Below are 22791 nucleotides of genomic sequence, written 5' to 3'. Positions count from 1 at the left end.
CGGTAAATCGCAGCGGTGGAAAGGCGGGATAATCAGCGCCACCCCATTCCGCTATCGTCACCGCTTTCCGGCCGGTGTACGGCGGCCTGGCTGGGCAGGCGCGGCGGCCGGATCGCCGGCCATTCGGATGCGCCGGTGACGAAAGCAGGTATAGTGAAAGGATAAACCTTATCATTCAGCCAAATACACGCGTGAGGACTCATGCCTGAACAGCCTGCAGCGGAACCGAATACGCCAACCGGCAATGTAAGCATCTCTCTGCTGATCCTCTCTATCGTGGCCTACAACTTCGCCAGCTATCTCACCATCGGTCTGCCGCTGGCGGTGCTGCCGGGATGGGTCCATGAGCAGCTGGGGTTCAGCGCGTTCTGGGCCGGGCTGGTGATCAGCCTGCAGTATGTGGCGACCCTATTGAGCCGCCCGCATGCCGGACGCTATGCCGATCTCTGGGGCCCAAAAAAAGTGGTGGTGATAGGCCTGGCAGGCTGCCTGATCAGCGGTTTCTGTATTCTGCTGGCGGCGCTGATCGCTTCACCGCTGCTAAGCCTGATGCTGCTCTGTCTGGGCAGGCTGATCCTTGGCGTGGGTCAGAGTTTTACCGGCACGGGCACCTCACTGTGGGGTGTGGCGCGGGTCGGTTCGCTGCACATCGGCCGGGTCATCTCCTGGAACGGCATCGTCACCTACGGCGCGATGGCGATAGGCGCGCCGCTGGGCGTGATGATATTCCGGGCGGGCGGACTGCTGTGGCTGTCGCTGGTGATTGTGGCTATCTGCATTGTGGGTATCGCCTGCGCGGTGCCGCGCCCGGCGGTAAAAGCGAGCCGGGCCAGGCCGCTGCCGTTTAGGGCGGTGCTGGGAAAAGTTGCGGGTTTTGGTGCCATTCTGGCGATGGGATCGGCTGGCTTTGGCGTCATTGCCACCTTCATCACGCTATTCTATCAGGAGAAGGGCTGGGAAGGGGCCGCCTTTGCCCTCTCGCTGTTCAGCGGCGCTTTCGTCGGGGCGCGCCTGCTGTTTCCGAATGCCATTAATCGTCACGGTGGCCTGCGGGTCGCCAGCCTCTGCCTGGCGGTTGAAGCGGCCGGGCTGTTTCTGGTTGCCGCGGCGGGCGAGCCCTGGATGGCCAAAGCGGGCGCCTTTCTGACCGGGGCCGGATTCTCGCTGGTGTTTCCGGCGCTGGGCGTGGTGGCGGTAAAAGTGATGCCACAGCAGAATCAGGGCAGCGCGCTGGCAACCTACACCGCCTTTATGGATCTTTCGCTGGGCATTACCGGCCCGCTGGCCGGATTCATCATGACCTACGCCGGGGTTTCCCGCGTCTATCTGCTGACGGCTTTACTGGTCTGTGTGGCGTTTTTCTGCACGCTGCGCCTGCAGCGGCGTCAGGCGGCAGACGCCGCTTCAGACTAGGATCGGGCACGACGACGGCGCCGCGTCGTGTCCGGTGCCCGCCCGCAACCTGTGCAATGCCGCACTCAGGCCTGCAGCAGTTCAATGCTATGGCGGATCTGGCGCTCAATCTCTGCCGGAGTCCAGTTGTTAAGCTGGCTGGAGAAAGGCTCAAAGGCGTAAAGCCCTTTATAGCCCAGCATCTCAAGGCGTCTGACCTGCACCACACTCTTCAGCACATCACTGTCACTCAGCATGATGCGCTCCTCATCGGTGAGTTCGGCGGTCGGACGGCGATCTTCCACGCCTGACAGGTGCACCAGCCCGATCTGTTCCGCATCAATGCCCGCCGGAAACTCCTGCTCAGCCTCCTCATAAAGATGATGATGGAAGGTGTCCAGCAGCAGCTTAAAGGGCACGCCCGCCGCAGCGATTAACTGTTGCGTCTGTACGGCTGAACGAAGCGAACTGACGGGGAAACCCAGCGGCTCAACCAGCCCCTGAATGCCGTAATGTGCAAAGCGCGGGGCCAGTTGCTGCATCGCCGCCTGGGTCTGCTGAGAGGACAGGGCGATGCCCTCATTCAGCGGGCACATGACCAGCGCCTTCGCGCCGATCTGCTGTGCTGTCCGAAGCAGCGACTCCGCGCGGTCGAGCAGCTCGTCATCAATACGGTTAAACGGATAGAGCGCATTGATGGTCACGATATCGATCTGGTATCTGTCGGCCAGCGCCCGCAGCTGGTCGCTGCTGAGATCGTCGGTGACGCTGCCGCCCGGCATGTCATTGCGCAGTTCAACCTTGTTCAGCCCCAGGCGCTGAACCAGCTGGAAAAAAGCCTCCAGCGGAAGCCGGGGCGCAATTTTACGATTGATACAGAAACGGGTGGGATCGATAGCCATGCGATAACTCCAGGAAGGGGAGGGTATGGCGACTAAAGAAAACATTTATTTCATTAATAGGGAATTGTGAAATTTAAATTGTTAGATCAGCCTCGCATTAATTCCCTGCTGCGTTTCAGTCAGATGCCTCAAAACCCGCTAAGGTTCGCACTGTTCTCTCCCCTGTACGCCCCGGATGTGACACGGCCAGGCGTGTGCTGGCCTGAGATAACCTCCTGCGACCAGCAGCACGCCTTCAGGGCAAGAGCAACCGGGAAAATGCGATCTGTGCCGCTAAAAGCAAATTTTCCAAAAAGAACTATTTGAAAAATTTATTCCACTGTAATAGCTTCATACCACGCTTTCAGGTTTGCCTGGTCAGGCAGCGTGGCAGGTTGCAGGGGCCGTCTGCAGGGAACTTCACCATTTAAAGAGGCAACATCATGACGATCATAGGTAACTTCATTGGCGGTAAAACTACCCTCAGCGCCAGCAACGAAACCATTCCTGTTTACGATCCCGCCACGGGCAACGTCATCCGTGAACTGACGCAAAGCACCGCTGATGAGGTGGCCCATGCGATTGGCGTGGCGCACAATGCGTTTGCCGACTGGTCGAAAACCTCGCCGCTGCGCCGCGCCCGCGTGCTGTTTAACTTTAAAGCCCTGATGGAACAGCATCGCGATGAGCTGGCGGCACTGATTGTCTCTGAACATGGCAAAGTCTGGTCAGATGCGCTGGGCGAACTGACACGCGGCATTGAAGTCATCGAGTTTGCCTGCGGGATCCCGCATCTGCTTAAAGGGGAGTACTCGCCGAATGTCGGCGGCGGGGTGGACAGCTTCTCGCTGATGCAACCGGTCGGGGTCGTGGCAGGCATTACGCCGTTTAACTTCCCGGCAATGGTGCCGCTCTGGATGTTCCCGATCGCGCTGGCCTGCGGTAACACCTTTGTACTGAAGCCCCCTGCGCTGGACCCTTCGGCCTCGGTGCGCATGGCGGAACTGCTGACCGAAGCGGGCCTGCCTGATGGGGTCTTCAACGTGGTCCACAGCTCAAATGAAGATGCCGAACAGCTCTATAAAGATCCCCGCATTGCCGCAGTCAGCTTTGTCGGCTCTTCGGGCGTGGCAGAACATATTTATAAAACGGCCAGCGCCCATGGCAAACGCGTCCAGGCGTTTGGCGCGGCGAAAAACCACGCGATTGTGATGCCGGATGCCGATCTGGATGCCACTGTGAACGCCATTATGGGCGGGGCATTTGGTTCCGCCGGTGAACGCTGCATGGCGCTGCCGGTCGTGGTCGCGGTAGGCAATGATACGGCCGACAAACTGATTGCCCGTCTGACACCGCTGGTGAAGGCGCTGCGCATCGGCCCTGGCATGAATCAGGGCGCGGATGAGAATGAGATGGGACCGGTGGTCTCGGCGGCGCACCAGAAGAAAGTGCTGGGTTACATCGACAAAGGCGAGCAGGAAGGGGCGAAGCTGGTGGTCGATGGCCGTCGCGTCCAGGTGGAAGGCCACGCCGGAGGTTACTACGTCGGCGGCACGCTGTTCGATAACGTCACGCCGGACATGGTGATCTGGCGTGAAGAGATCTTCGGACCGGTGCTGAGCATCATGCGCGCGCCCGACTATACCCAGGCGCTGCAGCTGGTTAACAGCCATGAGTTTGGCAACGGCAGTGCGATTTTCACCAGCAACGGGCATACCGCGCGTGAATTTGTGCAGAACGTGGAAGCGGGCATGGTGGGCGTTAACGTGCCGGTTCCGGTGCCGATGGCGTTTCACAGTTTCGGCGGCTGGAAACGATCCGTCTTTGGCGCACTCAATGTTCACGGGCCGGATGGCGTTCGCTTCTACACCCGAATGAAGACGGCCACCGTGCGCTGGCCATCCGGGCAGCAGACCGTGTCTGAATTCAGTATGCCGACACTCGGCTAATCTATTTCAACGCTGATCAGGATGCGCGACCGGCAGGCTACTCTGCCGGTCGCGTTATTCGCTGGCACCGCGCAGCGAGGTACTGCAGCGTCAATCGTGACAGAGAGGAGGATCAGGATGTCTTTACTGTCGAAAGCCCAGGCCCCTGACGCGCAGGGCCGTATTCAGCATGTTACGCCTGAGCGGGCAGGCTGGCGTTATGTTGGCTTTGATGCCTATCTGCTTAAAAAAGGGGAAACCCTGCACCTGAGCAGCGGTGATAAAGAGCTGTGCCTGGTGCTGGTTGCCGGGCTGGCCTCGGTAAAAACCCGCCATGCTGAGTTCCCCGGCATTGGTCAGCGCATGTCGCCCTTTGAGCGCGTGCCGCCCTATTCCGTCTATGTACCGCATGATGATGAGGTGGTCGTTTACGCGGACAGCGATCTCGAACTGGCCGTCTGTAACGCACCCGGTCAGGGGAATCTGCCGGCGCGACTGATTTCACCTGCGGATGTCGGCGTCGAACATCGCGGAAAAGGGCGCAATCAGCGCCTGGTCCACAATATTCTGCCTGACAGTGAACCGGCAGACAGTCTGCTGGTGGTTGAGGTCTATACCAACGAGGGCGACACCAGCTCTTATCCCAGCCACAAGCACGACCAGGAGGAGAGTGAAAACGAAACCTATCTGGAAGAGACCTACTATCACCGTTTCGATCCGGAGCCGGGTTTTGCCATGCAGCGCGTTTACACCGACGACCGTTCGCTGGATCTCTGTATGGCCCCCTACAATCGCGATGTGGTGATGGTGCCACGCGGCTATCATCCGGTGGCAACGCTGGCGGGTTACAACAACTACTATCTGAATGTCATGGCAGGGCCGGTGCGGCTGTGGAAATTCAGCTGGGAGAAAGATCACGCCTGGGTCAACAGCGACCGCTATCCGCGCACCGAGTAACGCCGGAACGGTTTCAGGCAGTGAAAAAGGGCAGCCCGTGGGCTGCCCTTTCTGCAAGGCGAGCCGGTCAGATTCAGGAGGTTTCCGCGTTGTTGAGCGCCAGGGAAACCGCCAGCGTCTGCGCCAGACAGAGAGAGGCGACCTGAGAACGGAAGCCATCAACCTGGGCCTCACGCACGACAAAGCAGACATCGCTGAAGGCGGCCAGCGGGCTGACCTGGCTGTCGGTAATGGCGATTTGATGTGCGCCGCGCTTGGCCCCCATCTCCACCACTTCAACCGCTTCGCGCGCATAGGGTGAGTAGCTGATCGCAATCACCACATCCTTCGGGTTCACCAGGCTGAGCTGCTCGGTAAACATCCCCCCCAGACCATCGATCAGGAACGCACGACGCTCCAGATGGCGCAGCGCATAGACCAGATAGGAGGCCACGCTGAAAGAGCGGCGCAGGCCGATGACATAGATATTTTCCGCCTCGTTCAGCAGCTTCACCGCTTTGTTGAGCTGCTCAGGATTAACCTGCATCGCCAGCTGCTGCAGGGCCTGACTGTTCACCATGGTAAAGACATTCAGGATCTCCGCCGGGCTCTCAGGCGCACTGGCGCTGTCGTCCGTGGCGGTCTGACGGAACAGACGCGCGCGCTCGGTATAGTTGACCGTCTCCTCCATCAGGTGCTGACGAAAAACCTGTTTCATTTCGTTGAAGCCGCTGAAGCCAAACGCATTGGCAAAACGGATCAGCGTTGAAGGCGGCACATCGGCCTGCTGGGCAATTGAGGCAACGGTATCAAAGGCGATACTGTTACTGTTATCAAGGATATAGCGCGCAACCTGTTTAAGCCGCTTACTCAGCGTTTCGTAGCGGCGACGAATATCGTCCTGCAACAGAGAAAGTTGGGTGGGATTATTGTTCATCACGTCTGCCCGTGTCCTGGAAATAATGGCTGCATAATGAGCGCTATAGTACCAGATGGATGGAAAATTTCATTTGTTTGCGTCAGCAGTACAATTTATTTCATGTCTTTATGAAATGGTTCACAGATTAGCGTCAGCGCGCCGCCAGACAGGCAATAACCGTGTAAAGAGCGGCGTGGAATGTCTGCGGGGGAGAGGAGCGTCACGGGTCAGAATAACATCCGGGTGGGAGGAGGGCGGAGTGCTGAACAATCGGAGCTGGCTGCAGCGGCTTAGCTTAACGAGCAGGGATGGCGGCGATGACGTTTCTCCGCTCTGACCCTGTTCACTGTGGCTGCACGGCCTCACAGCAGCCCATGCAGACGTCGTCAGAAAGGTTAACACCATCCCGTCCGGGATGGCGTCTGGCAGAGCCGCAGTGAATCAGGCACGGGCAGTGCGCCAGTGCTCAATCAGCCGCAGATAGTTGCCCTTAACCGTCTCAATCAGCGCCTCATCATCCAGCTCACCCTGCAGCCACTGGCGGGAAGGCTGACCAAAGATGGTGCGGCCTACCGCGAAACCTTTTACCCAGGGTGCGTCAGCCGCCGCCGCAAAACCAGCTTTGAGCTTCTCTTCGGGCGCATCCAGGCCAAGCAGCAGAATGCCGCGACAGTCAGGATCCTGCTGCTCAATCAGGCGACCAATCGTCTGCCAGCATTCGGCCGAAAGCGGCGGCAGTTTCCACCAGTCAGGCTTAATGCCCAGGCTGTAGAAGTGGCTCAGCATATCGACGTAATAAACCTCGTTCTTGTCCGGATGGCTCTCAGGCAGAATCACCTCCAGCAGCAGTTCGTGACCGCTCTTGTTGCAGCCCTTCCAGACGTCAAGCAGCAGCTCATCCTGCTCTTTTCGCAGTTCAGCACTGTCATGAGGATGATAGAAGACCAGACATTTCACGACATGCTCGGCGGGCCAGTCGATCAGCTGAGAGCCGATATTGCCATGCTCCAGACGCAGCGGACGTGAGCCCGGTAGCTCGATCGGGCGACCAATCCACCAGTTCTTACCGGTAATGGCATTCAGCGTTTTCTGTCCGTAGGTGGTATCGGCCAGAATGCCGCTTTTATTCTCTAATCCCGCCTCTTCGGCCGCCTGCTGTGCCGCTTTCAGTAGCAGCAGCTTCAGCGGCGGGATGCGGCTTTCATCGACACCCGCCTCCTGGGCCATCTCCGCCAGCTGCTTGCGGTGGTCAAAGGCGAAGACATTCAGCTCTGGCCAGGACTGCCTGCGGGTGGTGACGCGGTGCAGATGGTTCAGACGACTGTCGAGATCGGGACGTTTTACCGCATCATCGCGGCTCAGAAAATCATCCAGCTCCGCCCTGGTAGGCATAGCGGGGGCGCAGCCGTGGCGTGAAACCACCAGTGCGCCGCAGGCGTTGGCGTAGCGGCACGCCTGTTCCCAGCCCTCATCGTTCAGCCAGCCGCGCAGCAGGCCAGACATAAAGGCATCGCCCGCACCCAGCACGTTTAGCACGTCAACCCGCACGCCCGTGTGCAGCTGCGTCTGGTCCCAGCTATCCGGTATTTCACCCTCAAATACCACGCAGCCCAGCGGGCCGCGTTTGCAGACCAGCGTAGCCTGGCTCGCCTGACGCACGCTCTTCAGCGCGGTCAGAGTATCGGTGCTGCCACCGGCAATGTGAAACTCCTCTTCGGTGCCGACAATCAGATCGAAATAGTGCACCACTTCCTGAAGCTGCTGAGTGACCTGAGAGGACTCAATGAAGCGGGTTTCGCCATCGCCCGGCGAGGTCAGCCCCCACAGAACCGGACGATAATCGATATCCAGCGCGGTGCGCAGGCCGTGACGGCGGGCGATATCCAGCGCTTTCAGCACGGCTGCCCGCGTCTGTGGGTGGGACAGGTGGGTTCCGGTCACCGCCACCGCGCGGGAAGAGGTAATAAAGGCCTCGTCGATATCTTCCGGCACCAGGCCCATGTCGGCACAGTTATCGCGGTAGAAAATCAGCGGGAAGGTCTCTTCATCTTTAATACCGAGGATCACCAGGGCGGTCAGACGCCGCGGATCGGTGATCAGCGCGTCAGTGTTACAGCCCACACGCTGCAACGCTTCACGCAGAAAGCGACCGTTGTGCTCATCGCCCACGCGCGCCAGCATCGCCGATTTCAGTCCCTGAATGGCGGTGCCATAGGCGACATTGCCTGACGAACCTCCCAGATATTTCGCAAAGGAGGTGACATCTTCCAGTCTCGCCCCGATCTGCTGGCCATAAAAATCAACGGCGATTCGCCCGATACAAATCACATCAAGCGGCTTCTGTTCTGTACGCATACCTGTGGTTTCCTTCTGTGATTAGCAGAGCTGGCGAGCGAAACGAGCAACGTCATGTCTGCCTGGCTCCCGGGTCTGTGAATGTCTCACTGGCTGTAGCGGCAGTATGAGGAATAAAAATTTCATAAACAACTTGTAATGAAATATCCGTCGCAAATATGTGAACCAGGTAAAACTCCTGATCCTGACCCACCGGCGCGCAATCCGCTATCCCGATGCGCGTCATGTCAGGGTTGTGAGGCCGATCGCAGAGATCTCTTCGTCGCCAGGGCACGCTGCCCCCACTGAAATGAATTTTTTCATCCCGCTCGCTGCACGGTAAAACGTTCCGGATTTTCCTGCCGCTTTCTCCCGCCAGACCCGCTGCAACCGCTAAATTTGATCTCACTCGCAAAATGAAATGTTTCTTCTGTAATCATGTTTTATGAAAAATATATTTGTTTATAATCGCCTCACGTTTCAGTTATTCCGGTCGCCTGTTCCGTCGATAACCACGTATGGCGGGGTGTCGCGGAGGTCGGGGTCCACCAGCATGTAAGGATGAATATGGGCACAATCAGACTGACCACGGCACAGGCGCTGGTTAAATTTCTTGATAATCAATTTATCGATGTGGATGGTGTCGAAACGAAGTTTGTTAAAGGCATCTTCGCTATCTTCGGCCACGGCAACGTGCTGGGGCTGGGCCAGGCGCTGGAGCAGGACAGCGGCGATCTGGTGGTCTGGCAGGGGCGTAACGAGCAGGGCATGGCCCACGCCGCCACCGGTTTTGCCCGCCAGTCACTGCGTCGTCAGATTATCGCCTGCAGTTCATCTGTGGGGCCTGGCGCGGCCAATATGATCACCGCAGCGGCAACCGCGACCGCTAACCGTATTCCACTGCTGCTGCTGCCCGGCGATGTCTTCGCCACCCGGCAGCCCGATCCGGTACTGCAGCAGATTGAGCAGAGCTACGATCTCAGCATCAGTACCAACGACGCTTTTCGTGCCGTCAGCAAATACTGGGATCGCGTCAGCCGCCCGGAACAGCTGATGTCCGCCTGCATCAATGCCATGCGTGTCCTGACCGATCCGGCCGAAACCGGTGCGGTAACGCTATCGCTGCCGCAGGATGTACAGGGCGAAGCCTGGGACTATCCCGACTATTTCTTCCAGAAACGGGTTCACCGTCTGGATCGCCGCCTGCCGGTGGCAGCACAGCTGGCGGATGCCCTGACGCTGATCACCCGTAAGCGCAAGCCGATGATTATCTGCGGCGGCGGGGTGAAGTACGCCGAAGCGGGCGAGGCGCTGCGGCAGTTCGCCGAACGCTATCAGATCCCTTTCGCAGAGACGCAGGCGGGCAAAGGCACGCTGGTTTCCGATCATCCGCTGAACCTGGGCGGCGTGGGCGAGACCGGATCGCTGGCCGCTAACCTGCTGGCGAAAGAGGCTGACCTGGTGATCGGGATTGGCACCCGCTATACCGACTTCACCACCGCCTCGAAATGGATTTTCCAGCATCCCGAAGTGAGTTTCCTGAACGTTAACGTCAGCAACTTCGACAGCTACAAGCTGGACGGTGTCCAGCTGCTGGCCGACGCCCGTGAGGGACTGACGGCGCTGACGGCGGGACTGGCCTCACAGCACTACAGCAACGACTGGGGCAGTCAGATTGCGCAGGCGCGGCGTCAGCTGCTGGAAGAGACGCAGCGCGTCTATCAGGCCGAATATCACGATGGCGACTTTGTGCCGGAGATCGCTGACCATCTGGATCGCGAGGCGGTATTTGCGGAGTTCCGCCGCCTGACACAATCCCTGCTGACGCAGAGCAGCGTGCTCGGCACCCTCAATGAGCAGTTGCCGAAAGAGGCGGTCATCGTGGCAGCCGCGGGCAGCCTGCCGGGCGACCTGCAGCGTGTCTGGCGCACCCGGGATTACAACGCCTATCACGTCGAATATGGCTACTCCTGCATGGGTTACGAGGTCAATGCGGCGCTGGGCGCGAAGCTGGCCCAGCCGCAGCGCGAGGTCTATGCGCTGGTCGGTGATGGCTCCTTTATGATGCTGCACTCTGAGCTGGTCACGTCGGTTCAGGAGGGGGCGAAGATCAACGTGGTGCTGCTGGATAACATGACCAACGGCTGCATCAACAATCTGCAGATGGAACACGGCATGGACAGTTTTACCACCGAGTTCCGCTTCCGTAATCCGGAGAGTGGCAGGCTGGATGGCGGCTTTATCCCGGTCGATTTTGCCGCGATCGCCGCCGGTTACGGCTGTAAAACCTACCGTGTGACCACGCTGGAGGAACTCAGCGCCGCGCTGGAAGATGCACGTACTCAGACGGTTTCGACCCTTATCGACATCAAAGTGCTGCCAAAAACCATGATCCACAAATATTTCAGCTGGTGGCATGTCGGCGTGGCGCAGGCTTCAAACACTGAACGCGCGCAGGCGGTGGCGGATAAGCTCAACAGCCATCTGGATCAGGCACGAAAATATTAATTTTAAGAGCCGTTTTCCTCTTCTCCGTACGAACCCTACACAGGTGTAATTATGACTTTGAAACTTGGTGTTATCGGTACAGGTGCAATTGGTCAGGAACATATTCGCCGCTGCAGCCATGTGCTGCAGGGTGCCCAGGTTGTGGCCGTCTCTGACATTAATGTCGACGGTGCGCGTGCCGCCCTCCAGCGCCTGAACATCGAGGCGGAGGTGTTCCAGAATGGCCATGATGTGATTCAGTCGCCCAACGTCGATGCGGTGCTGGTGACCTCATGGGATCCGACCCATGAAGAGTTCACCCTGGCGGCGATTGCCGCCGGTAAACCGGTGTTCTGCGAGAAGCCGCTGGCGATGAGCGCCGAGGGCTGCCGCCGGGTCGTCGATGCGGAGATTCAGGCAGGAAAACGTCTGGTGCAGGTCGGCTTTATGCGTCCCTACGATGCGGGCTACCGTGCGCTGAAAAAGGTGATCACCGACGGCGACATTGGTGAGCCGCTGATGCTGCACTGCGCACACCGCAACCCGACCGTGCCGGAGAACTACACCACGCCGATGGCGATTACCAACACCCTGATCCATGAGCTGGACGTGCTGCGCTGGCTGACCAGCGACGACTACAAAACGGTGCAGGTGGTCTTCCCGCGCGTGACGTCGAAGTCTCACAGTCAGCTGAAAGATCCGCAGATCGTGCTGTTTGAAACTCAGAAAGGGGTGCGCATCGACGTCGAAATCTTCGTTAACTGCGCGTATGGCTATGACATTCAGTGCGAAGTGGTTGGCGAAGAGGGCATTGCCCGTCTGCCGGAACCCTCTTCGGTACAGCTGCGTAAAGATGCCCGTCTGTCGAACACGATTCTGGTGGACTGGAAAGATCGCTTTATCGAAGCCTATGACGTGGAGCTGCAGGCATTTATCAACGACATTCAGGCAGGACAGCTGACCGGTCCTTCTGCCTGGGATGGTTTTGCCGCCTCTGTGGCCGCCGATGCCTGCATTAAAGCGCAAAACAGCGGTGCCATTGAGCCGGTAGAGATGCCGCCACGCCCTGCTTTTTACAACTGATTTCGCCCTGAATGCGGCCCGGGAACATGACGATGAACAAAGAGAATGTAAAACTGGCGATCGCGCCGATCGGCTGGACCAATGACGATATGCCGGCGCTTGGCAGTGAAAATACTTTTCAGCAGACGGTCAGTGAGATGGCGCTGGCTGGATTTACCGGCAGCGAGGTCGGCAGTAAATATCCCCGCGATCCGGCGATTCTGAAACCGATGCTCGACATTCGCGGCATTGAGATCTGTAACGCCTGGTTCAGCACCTTTTTTGCCCGTGGTGACAGAGAGAAAACGCTCAGCGCGTTCATCGAACACATGAACTTCCTGCATGCGATGGGCGCACGGGTGATTGGCTGCTCAGAGCAGAGCAAAAGTATTCAGGGCACCGAACTGGCGGTGTTTGAGCAGAAACCCGTTTTCACGGATGAAGAGTGGCGCTTAACCGCAGAAGGCTACAATGAGCTGGCGCGGATTGCGGCAGAGAAGGGGATGCGCGTCACGCTGCATCATCACATGGGCACCGGTATTCAGACCCCGGAAGAGATCGATCGCTTTATGGCGATGACTGACGAGCAGGTCGGTTTGCTCTACGACACCGGCCATATTTACTACTCCGAGGGCTCACAGCAGAAGATGCTGGCGGTACTGGAAACGCACCTGCCGCGTATCTTCCACGTTCACCTCAAGGATGTGCGCGATGAGGTCGTCGCCGACGTCCGCGAGAACCATCTCTCGTTTCTGGAAGGGGTCAAAAAGGGCACCTTTACCGTACCGGGCGATGGCGTGATCGACTTTAAGCCGGTGTTCAGAATTCTGGATGATTATGGTTATAAAGGCTGGATGGTGGTGGAAGCGGAGCAGGATCCGGCGCTGGCGAATCCCTTCGAATATGCGGTTAAAGCCCGCAGATATATTCGCGAGAATGCCGGTCTGTAAAAGGCTTTTAAGCTGACTTCTCTGCCGGGCAGAGAAGTCAGCCTGCGATTTACTTCAGGGTAATACTTTTCACAATACTGTCAGCGTCGCTCTGCGCCTGCTGCTGATTATCGCCTGGCAGCGTAATCTGCAGCGTCACAAGCTTGCCATCGACTTTCGCCAGAATCACGGACGACCATGAGGTCTGATTATTGGCGGAAATCACGGTATCCAGCTGCTGCGCGGGCTGATTTTTCAGCGTCACGGCTTTGTTCGACACCACCTGCAACTGCGGATCACGATTACGCTGCTGCTGCTCCATGCGCTGTGACAGCACATCCAGCGCGTCACTGGTCGGCTCGCCGGCAATCACGATAATGGCGCGGGCACCGGTTTCATCGGCATAAACGTGCATGTTAGTGGTCTGCGAACCCAGCTTACCGCTTTTATCTGACATGCCTGGTGGCAGTGAGAAGCTCAGCTTGCCATCCATAAGTGTGACAGTCTGGGCTGACTGACTGGCGCTGACGCCGTTGTCATTCGCCGCCTCCTCTTTCTTCTGGTCACAGGCCGCTAAGCCCAGCACCAGTAAACTCATTCCTACATATTTCACCAGCTTGCGCATCAGAATCCCTTTTTTCAGTTTCCGGTCAGGCACTCATACAACAGGAATCAGGCTGCAAACGCAACCTGATGATTGTCAGAAGATCTTAGCGGATAATTGCCGGAATGGCAGAGCGGATGAGCCTCTGGCCGGGCAGACGTCTGTTTGTCCGTCTGCCCCTGACGCCTGCCGGGCCAGGTTTAGCCGAAGTTGACCTGGCGGGTGGCCTGACGTTCCGCCAGGCGTTTCAGCGCCGCGTTGAGCAGCACACCATAGGCAGGCAGGAAGAAGATCATGCAGATCAGCACCTTGAAGCTGTAATCCACCAGGGCGATCTCGACCCAGTGCTGCGCCATAAACGCATCGGGGCTCTTGTAAAAAGCGATAAAGAAGAAGGCCAGGGTGTCGCTGATGTTCCCCAGGAACATGGCGCAGCCCGGTGCGGCCCACCACTGCGGCAGCCGGCGCAGACGGTTAAAGACGTGAACGTCAAGGATCTGACCCAGCGCGTAGGCCATAAAGCTGGCGCAGGCGATACGAGCCACAAACAGGTTCATCTGTTCCAGCGCCTGCCAGCCCTGCCATTCTCCCTGATAGAAGAGGGAAGAGATGCCATAGGAGATAAACAGCGCCGGGATCATGACCGCCAGAATAATGCGTCGGGCCAGCGGTGCGCCAAAGATACGCACGGTGAGATCGGTCGCCAGAAAGATAAACGGAAAGCTGAATGCGCCCCAGGTGGTGTGGAAACCAAAGATAGCAACCGGCAGCTGGACCAGATAGTTACTGGAGGTGATCACCAGCAGGTGAAACAGCGACAACCAGAAAAGCGCATGCATGCGCTGACGTGAAGAAAATGCGAGCATAATCGACCTTTTTAATGTTGGGGTGAGGGAACCCATTGCGCGACACCGTTCGAGCGGTGGCGGGCAGTTTTATGAGTAAAAAGCGGCGGCATCTTATCGCGTTGTGCTTTTTATGCAATGGTTAATTTTAGCGCAATCGTTATCGCCTTGCGTCACCGCCCGCACGCGCTAGAATGAGCGCCCCTTACCTGAACCGAGTCGATTATGAGCGATGCTTTTTCCTCTGCCGACCATCAGCTGGATGCCCGTGGCCTGCGTTGCCCGGAGCCGGTCATGATGGTGCGCAAAACCGTACGCAGCCTGCAGGATGGCGAGACGTTGCTGATCATCGCCGATGATCCGGCGACCACCCGCGATATTCCCGGCTTCTGCCGCTTTATGGAGCATGGCCTGCTGGCGCAGCAGACCGACACGCTGCCCTATCAGTTCCTGATCCGCAAAGGCATGGCAGGTTAACGACGGCCGGACGGACCGCCGTCAGCCTGCTCCATCCTCAGGCGTGCCGCCGCAGTAGCCGCAGCGCGTTGGCGGTGACCAGCGCGGTTGCCCCCGAATCGGCCAGCACCGCCAGCCAGAGTCCGGTCAGACCCAGCAGAGTGGTGACCAGGAAAATCGCCTTTAAGCCCAGCGCGATGCCGATATTCTGGCGGATGATGCGGCGGGTCCGGCGGGCCAGCGCAATCATCGGCGCGAGATGACCGAGCTGATTTCGCGTCAGCGCCGCGTCGGCCGCTTCCAGCGCCACATCGGTGCCGCTGCCCATCGCGATCCCCAGGGTCGCCGCCTTCATGGCGGGCGCATCGTTGATGCCATCCCCGACCATCGCCAGCGGCTGCTGCCGGCTCCGTTCACGCACCGCCGCGACTTTGTCGGCGGGCAGCAGGCTGGCGCGATAATCAATCTGCAACTGGCGGGCGATCGTGGCAGCGGCACGCGGGTTATCGCCAGTCAGCATCAGGCTTTCAATACCCAGTTTTTTCAGCGCCTGCACCGCAGCGGCCGCGTCGTCGCGCAGCCGATCGCGCAGTGCCAGGGCACCCAGCACCTCGCCCTCACACAGCAGTACCACGAGGGTTTCCCCTTCCGCTTCCCGCTGCGCAATCTGCGCCGTTTGCTCCGGCGTCAGTCCGGGGGCATGCGCGGGCGTCAGCAGCTGAACCTGTTGGTCTGCGACCCTGGCGCTGATGCCACGTCCCGCCAGCACCTGCTGATCGTGCGCCTCAGGCAGCGTCAGATGGCGCGCCTGCGCGGCCGCCACGATGGCGCTGGCCAGCGGATGCGTCGCCCCCTGTTCTACGGCGGCGCTCAGTGCCAGGATCGCGGTCTCGTCGCGCGCGCCAAACCGCAGGATCTGCGTCAGTCCGGGCTTGCCCAGCGTCAGCGTACCGGTTTTATCAAACGCGATGCAGCGCAGCGAACTCAGCCGCTCCATCGCCGCCCCGCCTTTGATCAGGGCGCCCTGACGCGCCGCCGCCGCCAGCCCGGAGGTGATGGCAGCGGGGACAGAGATCACCAGCGCACAGGGGCAGCCAATCAGCAGCAGGGTCAGCCCTTTGTAGATCCACGGCTGCCAGTCGCCTGCGCCAGAGAGCGGCACCACCACCATCACCAGCAGTGACAGCAGCATCACCAGCGGCGTATAGATGCGACTGAACCGATCGATGAAACGTTCAACCGGGGCACGATGCGTTTCCGCTTCTTCAATCAACTGCAGGATACGGTCGATGGCACTCTCACCGGGCTTCGACACCACCTCCAGCTGCACCAGCCGGTCAATACTGGTGACACCGGCAGGCAGCGTCTCGCCACTGCTCCGCGCCACGGGCAGGGATTCGCCGGTCAGGGCGCTCTCATCGAAACTGGCGATCGGGCTGAGTAACCGGCCATCGACCGGCAAACGGCTGCCCGCCGCGACTTCGATCACATCACCAGGTTGCAGCGCCGTGAGCGATACCTCAACACGTTTGCCCTGTTGCAGGCGGATCGCGGATTCGGGCCGCAACGCCATCAGACTGGCGACGCCGCTGCGCGCCCGTGAGGCGGCATACCTTTCCAGCTGTTCGCCCAGCTGAAACAGGACCAGCACCATCGCCGCCTCTGCGTGTGCGCCAATCATCAGCGCGCCTGCCGACGCCACGGTCATCAGTGTCTCAATGGTAAATGGCGATCCGCTGCGCAGGCGCTGCCAGGCTGCGCGCGCCACCGGGATCAGGCCCGCCAGCGTGGTCACGACAAACAGCCGGTCGCCCCAGACCGGCGCAAGCTGGCTGAGCAGGGTACCGGCGAGCACCAGCAGCGCCAGCAGAATCAGCATCCGGTTTTGCTGCCAGCCTGGCGCGGCCTGTGGGGCAGAGGGGGAGGACGCGGCCGCGAGCCGGAATCCGGCTTTTTTCACCGCCTGTTCAACCGCATTCTGTACGTCAGTGTCGGCGCTGACCATCAGCTTCTCGCTGCTGAAAAGAACGCGGGCGTCGGTCACGCCACTCACCTGACGAACGGCGGTTTCAACGGTGCGGGCGCAGGCGGGGCAATCCATCCCCTGGATCTGCCAGCTGAAAGGATAAGCGCCGCCTCGCCGGTCACTTTCCTCTGCCGCCCCGCCATCACTGCCGGGACTGCTGTCGCTGTCGCAGCAACAGCCTGCCGTATCCGCCGTGACGGGCGTGGCAGCATGGATCGAAAGGGTAAGGGGACGAGCCTGAGGAACCTGGCATAGCGGTTTTGTGGCGGTGTGGCTGGCGCGGGGTTTGCCACAGCCACAGGCGTGATGGTGTTGCATATGACCTCCGGATAAGGGGATGAGCGACGCTGCCCATCCCGCTATCCTACACTCTGGAGTCCACTCCAGAGTCAAGGCACTTTTATCAGACCACCCACAGCGAGCGCACGATCATAAAGTGACCGGCAAAGTAGCAGGCGGCGACAACTGCGCTGTCGGCAGCGAAGCGACGACGGTAGTGCGAGAGGAACCACACAGCATTCGCCAGCAGCAGCAGTCCGGCACCGACCATGATGGAGAAGCTGTAATCGGTCGGACGGAAGAAGTACTGCTCGGTGGCGATCCAGGTCATCACCAGCGTCATACCGATAAAGGTACAGACCGGCCAGCGCAGATCTTCCAGCCGGCTCCAGAGGATACCGATCAGGGCAGCACCGATGATCAGCAGCGTCAGCGGAATCGGCCAGAAGAAGGTCATGGTCATGCTGGCGGCGAAGCAGAGGGTATAGAGCAGGTGCGACAGGAAAAAGGCCCCGATGGCATAGAGCATCTGCTGACGCGGCAGCAGCGTTAACGCATCACCCGCCAGCGTGGCGACCAGCCCGGCCAGAATCAGATAGTCCGTGCTCTGCAATACCGGTGCCTGCCAGGCGAGCCCGACCAGCAGCAGCAGAGTGACCGGTTTAAACAGCCAGCGCTGCCATTGCGGGCCGCGATAGCTGGCGTCGACATAGAGCCAGCCGGAGAAAAGGACAGCGAGGAAAGACCAGAGCATTGTTTCTCCCTTTTTTACTCAGAATGGTGAAAGATCCCAAAATATCTCTTCCAGTTTAGGTTACGCCTCTGCGATGTGACAATCAGGCAACTCTGGTTGTATGCTTTGCCGCCTGATCCCTCTTCTTCACAGGCGTGAGAATGCGATGAGTAAACCGCCGTTAATCTTTGTTATCGTCCTGGCGATCATTGCCGTTCTGGCGACCCGTCAGTTTATTAAGCAACGTCGCGAAGGGGCCATGAATGACGCTGCGCCTGCGCGTTCTCTGCAGGTTGAGGTCAGCAGTAAGCGCGAATTTCCTGCGCCCAATCGTCGTTCACGACAGCGCGAAGTTATCGCCGGAGAAGAGATGCGCTATGAAGTGCTGTTTCATCCCCTGAACGGTGCCAGCGACATCAGGGTGCAGCTAAAGGAAGGGGAGTATCATCAGCTGGATAAAGGCGCCCGGGGCGAGCTGACGATGCAGGGGACGCGCTTTATCCGCTTCACGCCCCTGCCGTAGAGGGCGGGCATAACGCCCGCCAGCCCTATTTTTTGCGTGGGAAATGTTTCTTCTGCCAGGCGACCAGCTCGAAGACGCCGAACAGGAACACCTTAATCTGTGTAACGCGGTCAATCGGCGGCGCATCTTTGGTCTGCGTTGCGCGCAGTAAAACGAGCTGCAGACCATGCATCATGATCATGAAAAACAGGGCAACGTTGATAAAATAGGTCAGCGGTTTCGGGTAGGGATGTACCACGTTGGCCAGTAAAAATCCCCACACGCATAGCATCAACAGACGCCCCAAATTAAGTAACATCCTGCGTCTCCTGTTGACGTTGATACAAACGATAAGCGACCTGTCCGGCTATTTTTTCGCGATAGAGGTCCCACGCTGGCGGCACCGGCGGCGCGCCATTTTCCACTTCACTTTCCACATAAATCAGCGCCTGCTCGGCCAGCCAGTGATTCTGCTCCAGCAACGCCAGCGTCTGCGCCAGCAATCCCTGACGAAACGGCGGATCGATAAACACCACATCAAAAGGTTCACCGGGCTGCGCCAGCCAGCTTAACGCATTGGTCTGAATCACGGTGCCATTCGTGGCGCGCAGCGTCTGCAGGTTTTTTGTCAGCTGCTGCGCCACCGGACGCTCCAGCTCCAGCAGCGTCGCGGAGCCTGCGTAGCGCGACAGGGCTTCCAGACCGAGCGCGCCGCTACCGGCAAAGCAGTCGAGGCAGCGGGCCTCTGGCAGTACCGGGGCCAGCCAGTTAAACAGCGTCTCGCGCACCCGATCGGTGGTCGGGCGCAGTCCGGCACTGTCCGGCACCGGCAATTTGCGTCCGCGCCACTGACCGCCGATGATACGGATCTGCCCGGCACCGCCTGTACTGCGGGGGTTTTTATTCATATTGCTCACAACTCGTCATAATTTGTTGCGTAGTTTAACGGGCCAATCGGTGAGAAGAAACGTTAAAAAAGGGTGCTGTGGTGAGCTGGCAGGAAAGTGTTAGACTACTGAGTTGCTGAAGTCATGCATTATTCTGCGGTTTACGCCGGTCTGGCGCTGACCAACTTTCATTGATTTACCCCTGGAAACCACGCGCGACCGGGACAAAGCCATCGAGGAGTGTCGTCACACAATGGCAAAAGAGAAAAAACGTGGCTTTTTTTCCTGGCTGGGATTTGGCAAAGAGGAAGAGAAACAACCTGTAGCGGAAGAGCAGACCCCGACGGTCGCGGAACCCGCTCAGCAGCAGACTGAACAGGACGATCCGGCACTCCGCCAGGCTGAAGCGCAGGCGGAAGAGACGGTTGCGATCACCGAAACGGTAGCTGACCAGCAGCGTGAGGCGGACGTTACCGCCGCCGCGCCCTACGAAGCGGCACCTGAGCGGCTGGATGCGGCTGAGGCCGATCCTGAAGTGCAGGTGGATATCGACCCCCCTGAACATGACGCGACGCCGGTTATTGACGCCGACGACGTCATCACGCCAATCGCCGATGACGCACCGGCAGATGCGCCGTTAAGCGAAGAAGAGCTGACCGCGCTGGCGCTGGGCGACGCGGAGGTCGTGGAGACCCCGCATCGCGAAGAAGAAGAGGCGCCGCTGTCTGAGGATGAACTGACCGCGCTGGCGCCGGGCGACGCAGACGTCGTTGAAACCCCGTACCACGAAGAAGAGGCGCCGCTCTCTGAAGAGGAGCTGACTGCGCTGGCGCTGGATGACGCCGACGTGGCGGAGACTGCACCCGCCGAGCCGTTAGCGGATACCGTCAGCGATCTACCGCTGGCCGCCGCGCCACTCATCGCGCAGGAGCAGGAGCGCCCGAGCAAAGAGGGCTTCTTCGCCCGCCTGAAGCGCAGCCTGGTGAAAACCCGTCAGAACCTCGGTTCCGGTTTTATCAGCCTGTTCCGGGGCAAAAAGATTGATGATGACCTGTTTGACGAGCTGGAAGAGCAGTTGCTGATTGCCGATGTCGGCGTGGAAACCACGCGCCGCATCATCGCCCATCTGACCCAGCAGGCAAGCCGCAAGCAGCTGCGTGATGCCGAAGCACTGTATGGCCTGCTGAAGGCGGAGATGGCCGCGATCCTGGCGAAGGTCGATGCGCCGCTGGACGTCTCAGGCAAAACGCCGTTTGTCATCCTGATGGTGGGCGTTAACGGCGTCGGTAAAACCACGACTATCGGTAAGCTGGCGCGCCAGTATCAGGCCGAAGGCAAATCGGTAATGTTAGCGGCGGGCGATACCTTCCGTGCGGCGGCGGTGGAACAGCTGCAGGTGTGGGGCCAGCGCAACAACATTCCGGTGATTGCACAGCATACCGGTGCAGATTCAGCATCGGTGATCTTCGATGCGATTCAGGCTGCCAAATCGCGCGGCGTTGACGTACTGATTGCCGATACCGCCGGTCGTCTGCAGAACAAATCGCACCTGATGGAAGAGCTGAAAAAAATCACCCGCGTGATGAAAAAGCTGGACGATTCCGCGCCACATGAAGTGATGCTGACGCTGGATGCCAGCACCGGACAGAACGCGGTCAGCCAGGCCCGACTCTTTAACGAAGCGGTCGGCCTGACCGGCATTGCGCTCACCAAGCTGGATGGCACCGCCAAAGGCGGCGTGATCTTCTCGGTGGCCGATCAGTTCGGTATTCCGATTCGCTACATCGGCGTCGGCGAAGGCATTGAAGATTTACGACCGTTTAAGGCGGACGATTTTATTGAGGCACTGTTTGCCCGAGAGGACTAATTAGGATGATTCGCTTTGAAGAGGTCAGTAAGGCATATCTCGGCGGACGTCAGGCGCTGCAGGGGGTCGATTTTCATCTGCGCCCTGGCGAAATGGCGTTTCTGACCGGCCACTCCGGTGCCGGTAAAAGTACCTTGCTGAAGCTGATTTGTGGCATTGAGCGCCCGAGTGCCGGAAGAATCTGGTTCAGCGGCCATGACATCTCCCGCCTGCGTAACAGCGAGGTGCCGTTCCTGCGTCGTCAGATTGGCATGATCTTCCAGGATCACCATCTGCTGATGGATCGTTCGGTCTATGACAACGTGGCGATCCCGCTGATTATCTCCGGGGCCAGCGGCGAAGATATCCGCCGTCGCGTCTCGGCGGCGCTTGATAAAGTCGGGCTGCTCGACAAAGCGAAAAGTTTTCCGATTCAGCTCTCTGGCGGTGAACAGCAGCGTGTGGGCATTGCCCGTGCGGTGGTGAACAAGCCAGCCGTGCTGCTGGCGGATGAACCGACCGGTAACCTCGACGACGCGCTCTCCGAAGACATTCTTCGTCTGTTCGAAGAGTTTAACCGCGTCGGCGTCACCGTTCTGATGGCGACACATGACAGCGGCCTGATCGCCCGGCGCAACTACCGGATGATGACGCTGAATCAGGGACGTCTGCACGGAGGCCACGATGGTCAATAAACGCATTAAACGCCCGGCTGCGCCGAAAGCTAAGCAGCCGTCGAAGAGTAAAGCACTGAAGGGCGGCTGGCAGGAGCAGTGGCGCTATGCGCTGCGCGGCACGCTCTCGGACATGTGGCGTCAGCCGCTGGCCACCCTGCTGACGGTGATGGTCATCGCCATCTCACTGACGCTGCCCAGCGTCTGCTACATGGTCTGGAAAAACGTCAGCCAGGCGGCCACCCAGTGGTATCCGGCCCCGCAGTTAACCGTCTATCTCTCCAAAACGCTGGATGACACGGCGGCAGAAAACGTGGTGGCGCAGCTCAAACAGGTCGAAGGGGTGGATAACGTCAACTACCTGACGCGGGAAGAGGCGCTGAACGAGTTCCGTAACTGGTCAGGCTTTGGCGGTGCAATGGATATGCTGGAGCAGAATCCGCTGCCCGCGGTCGCTATCATTACGCCGAAACTGAATTTCCAGAACTCAGACACCATGCAGAGCCTGCGCGATCGGGTTACTAAAGTGCAGGGCGTGGATGAAGTGCGCATGGACGATAGCTGGTTTGCCCGCCTGGCGGCGCTGACCGGACTGGTCGGGCAGATCGCCTCCATGATTGGCGTGCTGATGATCGTGGCGGTGTTCCTGGTGATTGGTAACAGCGTGCGGCTCAGTATCTTTGCCCGGCGTGACACCATCAACGTGCAGAAGCTGATTGGCGCGACCGACGGCTTTATCCTGCGCCCGTTCCTCTATGGCGGGGCGCTGCTGGGCTTCAGCGGTGCGGTGCTGTCGCTGCTGCTGTCGGAAGTGCTGGTGCTGCGACTCCAGTCTGTGGTGGCCAGCGTGGCGACCGTATTTGGTACTACCTTCTCACTGGAAGGCTTCTCGTGGGATGAGGCACTGCTGCTGCTGCTGATCGCAGCCATCATCGGCTGGGTCGCGGCCTGGCTGGCAACAGTCCAACATTTACGCCGATTTACGCCGCAGTAAACGCCTGCAACATTTTTTTGTTATAATGGTCCTCTGCTACCGACAAAGGGTGCAGAGGATCGCTTCCCCCCTCTTCC

At 59.2% G+C, this 22791-nt stretch carries 20 protein-coding genes; 11 read left to right on the top strand and 9 right to left on the bottom strand.

Annotated elements, in window-relative coordinates; all coding sequences use genetic code 11:
• Positions 1-201: 201 nt before the first annotated feature.
• Positions 202-1413 carry an MFS transporter gene (locus ACNY69_RS18760; protein WP_418799495.1) on the top strand — a complete coding sequence of 404 codons (1212 nt, stop codon included), beginning with the start codon at positions 202-204 and terminating at the stop codon, positions 1411-1413.
• Positions 1414-1478: 65 nt separating this feature from the next.
• Here the strand turns inward: ACNY69_RS18760 and ACNY69_RS18755 are convergent, their stop codons facing one another.
• The gene (locus tag ACNY69_RS18755) at positions 1479-2294 is read right to left on the bottom strand and encodes a TIM barrel protein (RefSeq protein WP_418799492.1); all 816 of its coding nucleotides are present in this window, start codon (positions 2292-2294) and stop codon (positions 1479-1481) included.
• Positions 2295-2716: 422 nt separating this feature from the next.
• Between ACNY69_RS18755 and ACNY69_RS18750 the strand changes: the two genes are divergently transcribed.
• Both ACNY69_RS18750 and iolB read left to right on the top strand, forming a co-directional pair.
• Positions 2717-4222 carry a CoA-acylating methylmalonate-semialdehyde dehydrogenase gene (locus tag ACNY69_RS18750; RefSeq protein WP_418799490.1) on the top strand — a complete coding sequence of 502 codons (1506 nt, stop codon included), beginning with the start codon at positions 2717-2719 and terminating at the stop codon, positions 4220-4222.
• A 117-nt stretch (positions 4223-4339) separates the two neighbouring features.
• Positions 4340-5158, top strand: coding sequence for a 5-deoxy-glucuronate isomerase (gene iolB / locus ACNY69_RS18745; protein WP_111139268.1), 819 nt, complete (start codon positions 4340-4342; stop codon positions 5156-5158).
• 73 nt (positions 5159-5231) lie between these two features.
• Here the strand turns inward: iolB and ACNY69_RS18740 are convergent, their stop codons facing one another.
• Positions 5232-6074: a MurR/RpiR family transcriptional regulator gene (locus ACNY69_RS18740; RefSeq protein WP_293773263.1), complete on the bottom strand. Its 843-nt coding sequence runs from the start codon at positions 6072-6074 to the stop codon at positions 5232-5234.
• 423 nt (positions 6075-6497) lie between these two features.
• Positions 6498-8411, bottom strand: coding sequence for a bifunctional 5-dehydro-2-deoxygluconokinase/5-dehydro-2-deoxyphosphogluconate aldolase (locus ACNY69_RS18735; protein WP_293773265.1), 1914 nt, complete (start codon positions 8409-8411; stop codon positions 6498-6500).
• A gap of 546 nt (positions 8412-8957) precedes the next feature.
• Here ACNY69_RS18735 and iolD point away from each other — a divergent pair.
• From iolD to iolE, 3 genes are read left to right on the top strand one after another with little or no spacing between them, the layout of a single operon-like run.
• On the top strand, positions 8958-10898 hold the full coding sequence (gene iolD / locus ACNY69_RS18730) for a 3D-(3,5/4)-trihydroxycyclohexane-1,2-dione acylhydrolase (decyclizing) (RefSeq protein WP_418799487.1): 1941 nt from the start codon (positions 8958-8960) through the stop codon (positions 10896-10898).
• Between the two features lie 51 nt (positions 10899-10949).
• Positions 10950-11960, top strand: coding sequence for a bifunctional inositol 2-dehydrogenase/D-chiro-inositol 1-dehydrogenase (gene iolG / locus ACNY69_RS18725; RefSeq protein WP_111141887.1), 1011 nt, complete (start codon positions 10950-10952; stop codon positions 11958-11960).
• Positions 11961-11992: 32 nt separating this feature from the next.
• Complete coding sequence (iolE, locus tag ACNY69_RS18720) at positions 11993-12889, top strand: myo-inosose-2 dehydratase (protein ID WP_111141889.1); 897 nt, start codon at positions 11993-11995, stop codon at positions 12887-12889.
• A 49-nt stretch (positions 12890-12938) separates the two neighbouring features.
• Here iolE and ACNY69_RS18715 read toward each other — a convergent pair whose 3' ends face one another.
• Both ACNY69_RS18715 and ACNY69_RS18710 read right to left on the bottom strand, forming a co-directional pair.
• On the bottom strand, positions 12939-13493 hold the full coding sequence (locus tag ACNY69_RS18715; protein ID WP_111141891.1) for a DcrB family lipoprotein: 555 nt from the start codon (positions 13491-13493) through the stop codon (positions 12939-12941).
• 179 nt (positions 13494-13672) lie between these two features.
• A complete protein-coding gene (locus ACNY69_RS18710; protein ID WP_111141893.1) occupies positions 13673-14338 on the bottom strand; it encodes a 7-cyano-7-deazaguanine/7-aminomethyl-7-deazaguanine transporter in 666 nt (221 codons plus the stop codon).
• A gap of 204 nt (positions 14339-14542) precedes the next feature.
• Here ACNY69_RS18710 and tusA point away from each other — a divergent pair, with 204 nt between their 5' ends.
• Positions 14543-14794: a sulfurtransferase TusA gene (gene tusA, locus ACNY69_RS18705; protein ID WP_010253330.1), complete on the top strand. Its 252-nt coding sequence runs from the start codon at positions 14543-14545 to the stop codon at positions 14792-14794.
• A 37-nt stretch (positions 14795-14831) separates the two neighbouring features.
• Here tusA and ACNY69_RS18700 read toward each other — a convergent pair whose 3' ends face one another.
• Both ACNY69_RS18700 and ACNY69_RS18695 read right to left on the bottom strand, forming a co-directional pair.
• Entirely contained in the window at positions 14832-17117 is a 2286-nt protein-coding gene (locus tag ACNY69_RS18700; protein ID WP_418799485.1) for a zinc/cadmium/mercury/lead-transporting ATPase, read from the bottom strand.
• Between the two features lie 85 nt (positions 17118-17202).
• A complete protein-coding gene (locus tag ACNY69_RS18695) occupies positions 17203-17832 on the bottom strand; it encodes a lysoplasmalogenase (protein ID WP_111141897.1) in 630 nt (209 codons plus the stop codon).
• A gap of 145 nt (positions 17833-17977) precedes the next feature.
• On the opposite strand from ACNY69_RS18695, the gene ACNY69_RS18690 reads away from it, so the two are divergent.
• Positions 17978-18334: a DUF2500 domain-containing protein gene (locus ACNY69_RS18690; protein WP_111141899.1), complete on the top strand. Its 357-nt coding sequence runs from the start codon at positions 17978-17980 to the stop codon at positions 18332-18334.
• A 25-nt stretch (positions 18335-18359) separates the two neighbouring features.
• Here ACNY69_RS18690 and ACNY69_RS18685 read toward each other — a convergent pair whose 3' ends face one another.
• Both ACNY69_RS18685 and rsmD read right to left on the bottom strand, forming a co-directional pair.
• Positions 18360-18632 (bottom strand): DUF1145 family protein, encoded by a 273-nt coding sequence (locus ACNY69_RS18685; protein WP_009087803.1) that lies wholly within the window; start codon positions 18630-18632, stop codon positions 18360-18362.
• Positions 18622-19221 carry a 16S rRNA (guanine(966)-N(2))-methyltransferase gene (rsmD, locus tag ACNY69_RS18680; protein ID WP_111140410.1) on the bottom strand — a complete coding sequence of 200 codons (600 nt, stop codon included), beginning with the start codon at positions 19219-19221 and terminating at the stop codon, positions 18622-18624. The genes ACNY69_RS18685 and rsmD overlap by 11 nt, the downstream gene beginning before the upstream one ends.
• 232 nt (positions 19222-19453) lie before the next feature.
• Between rsmD and ftsY the strand changes: the two genes are divergently transcribed.
• The 3 genes from ftsY to ftsX are packed head-to-tail and all read left to right on the top strand — an operon-like array spanning position 19454 to position 22714.
• Positions 19454-21067, top strand: a complete 1614-nt coding sequence (ftsY, locus tag ACNY69_RS18675; protein ID WP_111140409.1) for a signal recognition particle-docking protein FtsY — start codon at positions 19454-19456, stop codon at positions 21065-21067.
• 5 nt (positions 21068-21072) lie between these two features.
• A complete protein-coding gene (gene ftsE / locus ACNY69_RS18670; RefSeq protein ID WP_111140408.1) occupies positions 21073-21741 on the top strand; it encodes a cell division ATP-binding protein FtsE in 669 nt (222 codons plus the stop codon).
• On the top strand, positions 21731-22714 hold the full coding sequence (gene ftsX / locus ACNY69_RS18665) for a permease-like cell division protein FtsX (protein ID WP_003852199.1): 984 nt from the start codon (positions 21731-21733) through the stop codon (positions 22712-22714). Before ftsE ends, ftsX begins: the two co-directional genes overlap by 11 nt.
• Positions 22715-22791 lie beyond the last annotated feature (77 nt).

This window comes from Pantoea graminicola, assembly GCF_048452665.1.
Classification (GTDB): Bacteria; Pseudomonadota; Gammaproteobacteria; order Enterobacterales; family Enterobacteriaceae; genus Pantoea.
The sequence above is the reverse complement of the archived record's forward strand: the minus strand, read 5'-3'. Positions and strand labels throughout refer to the sequence as shown.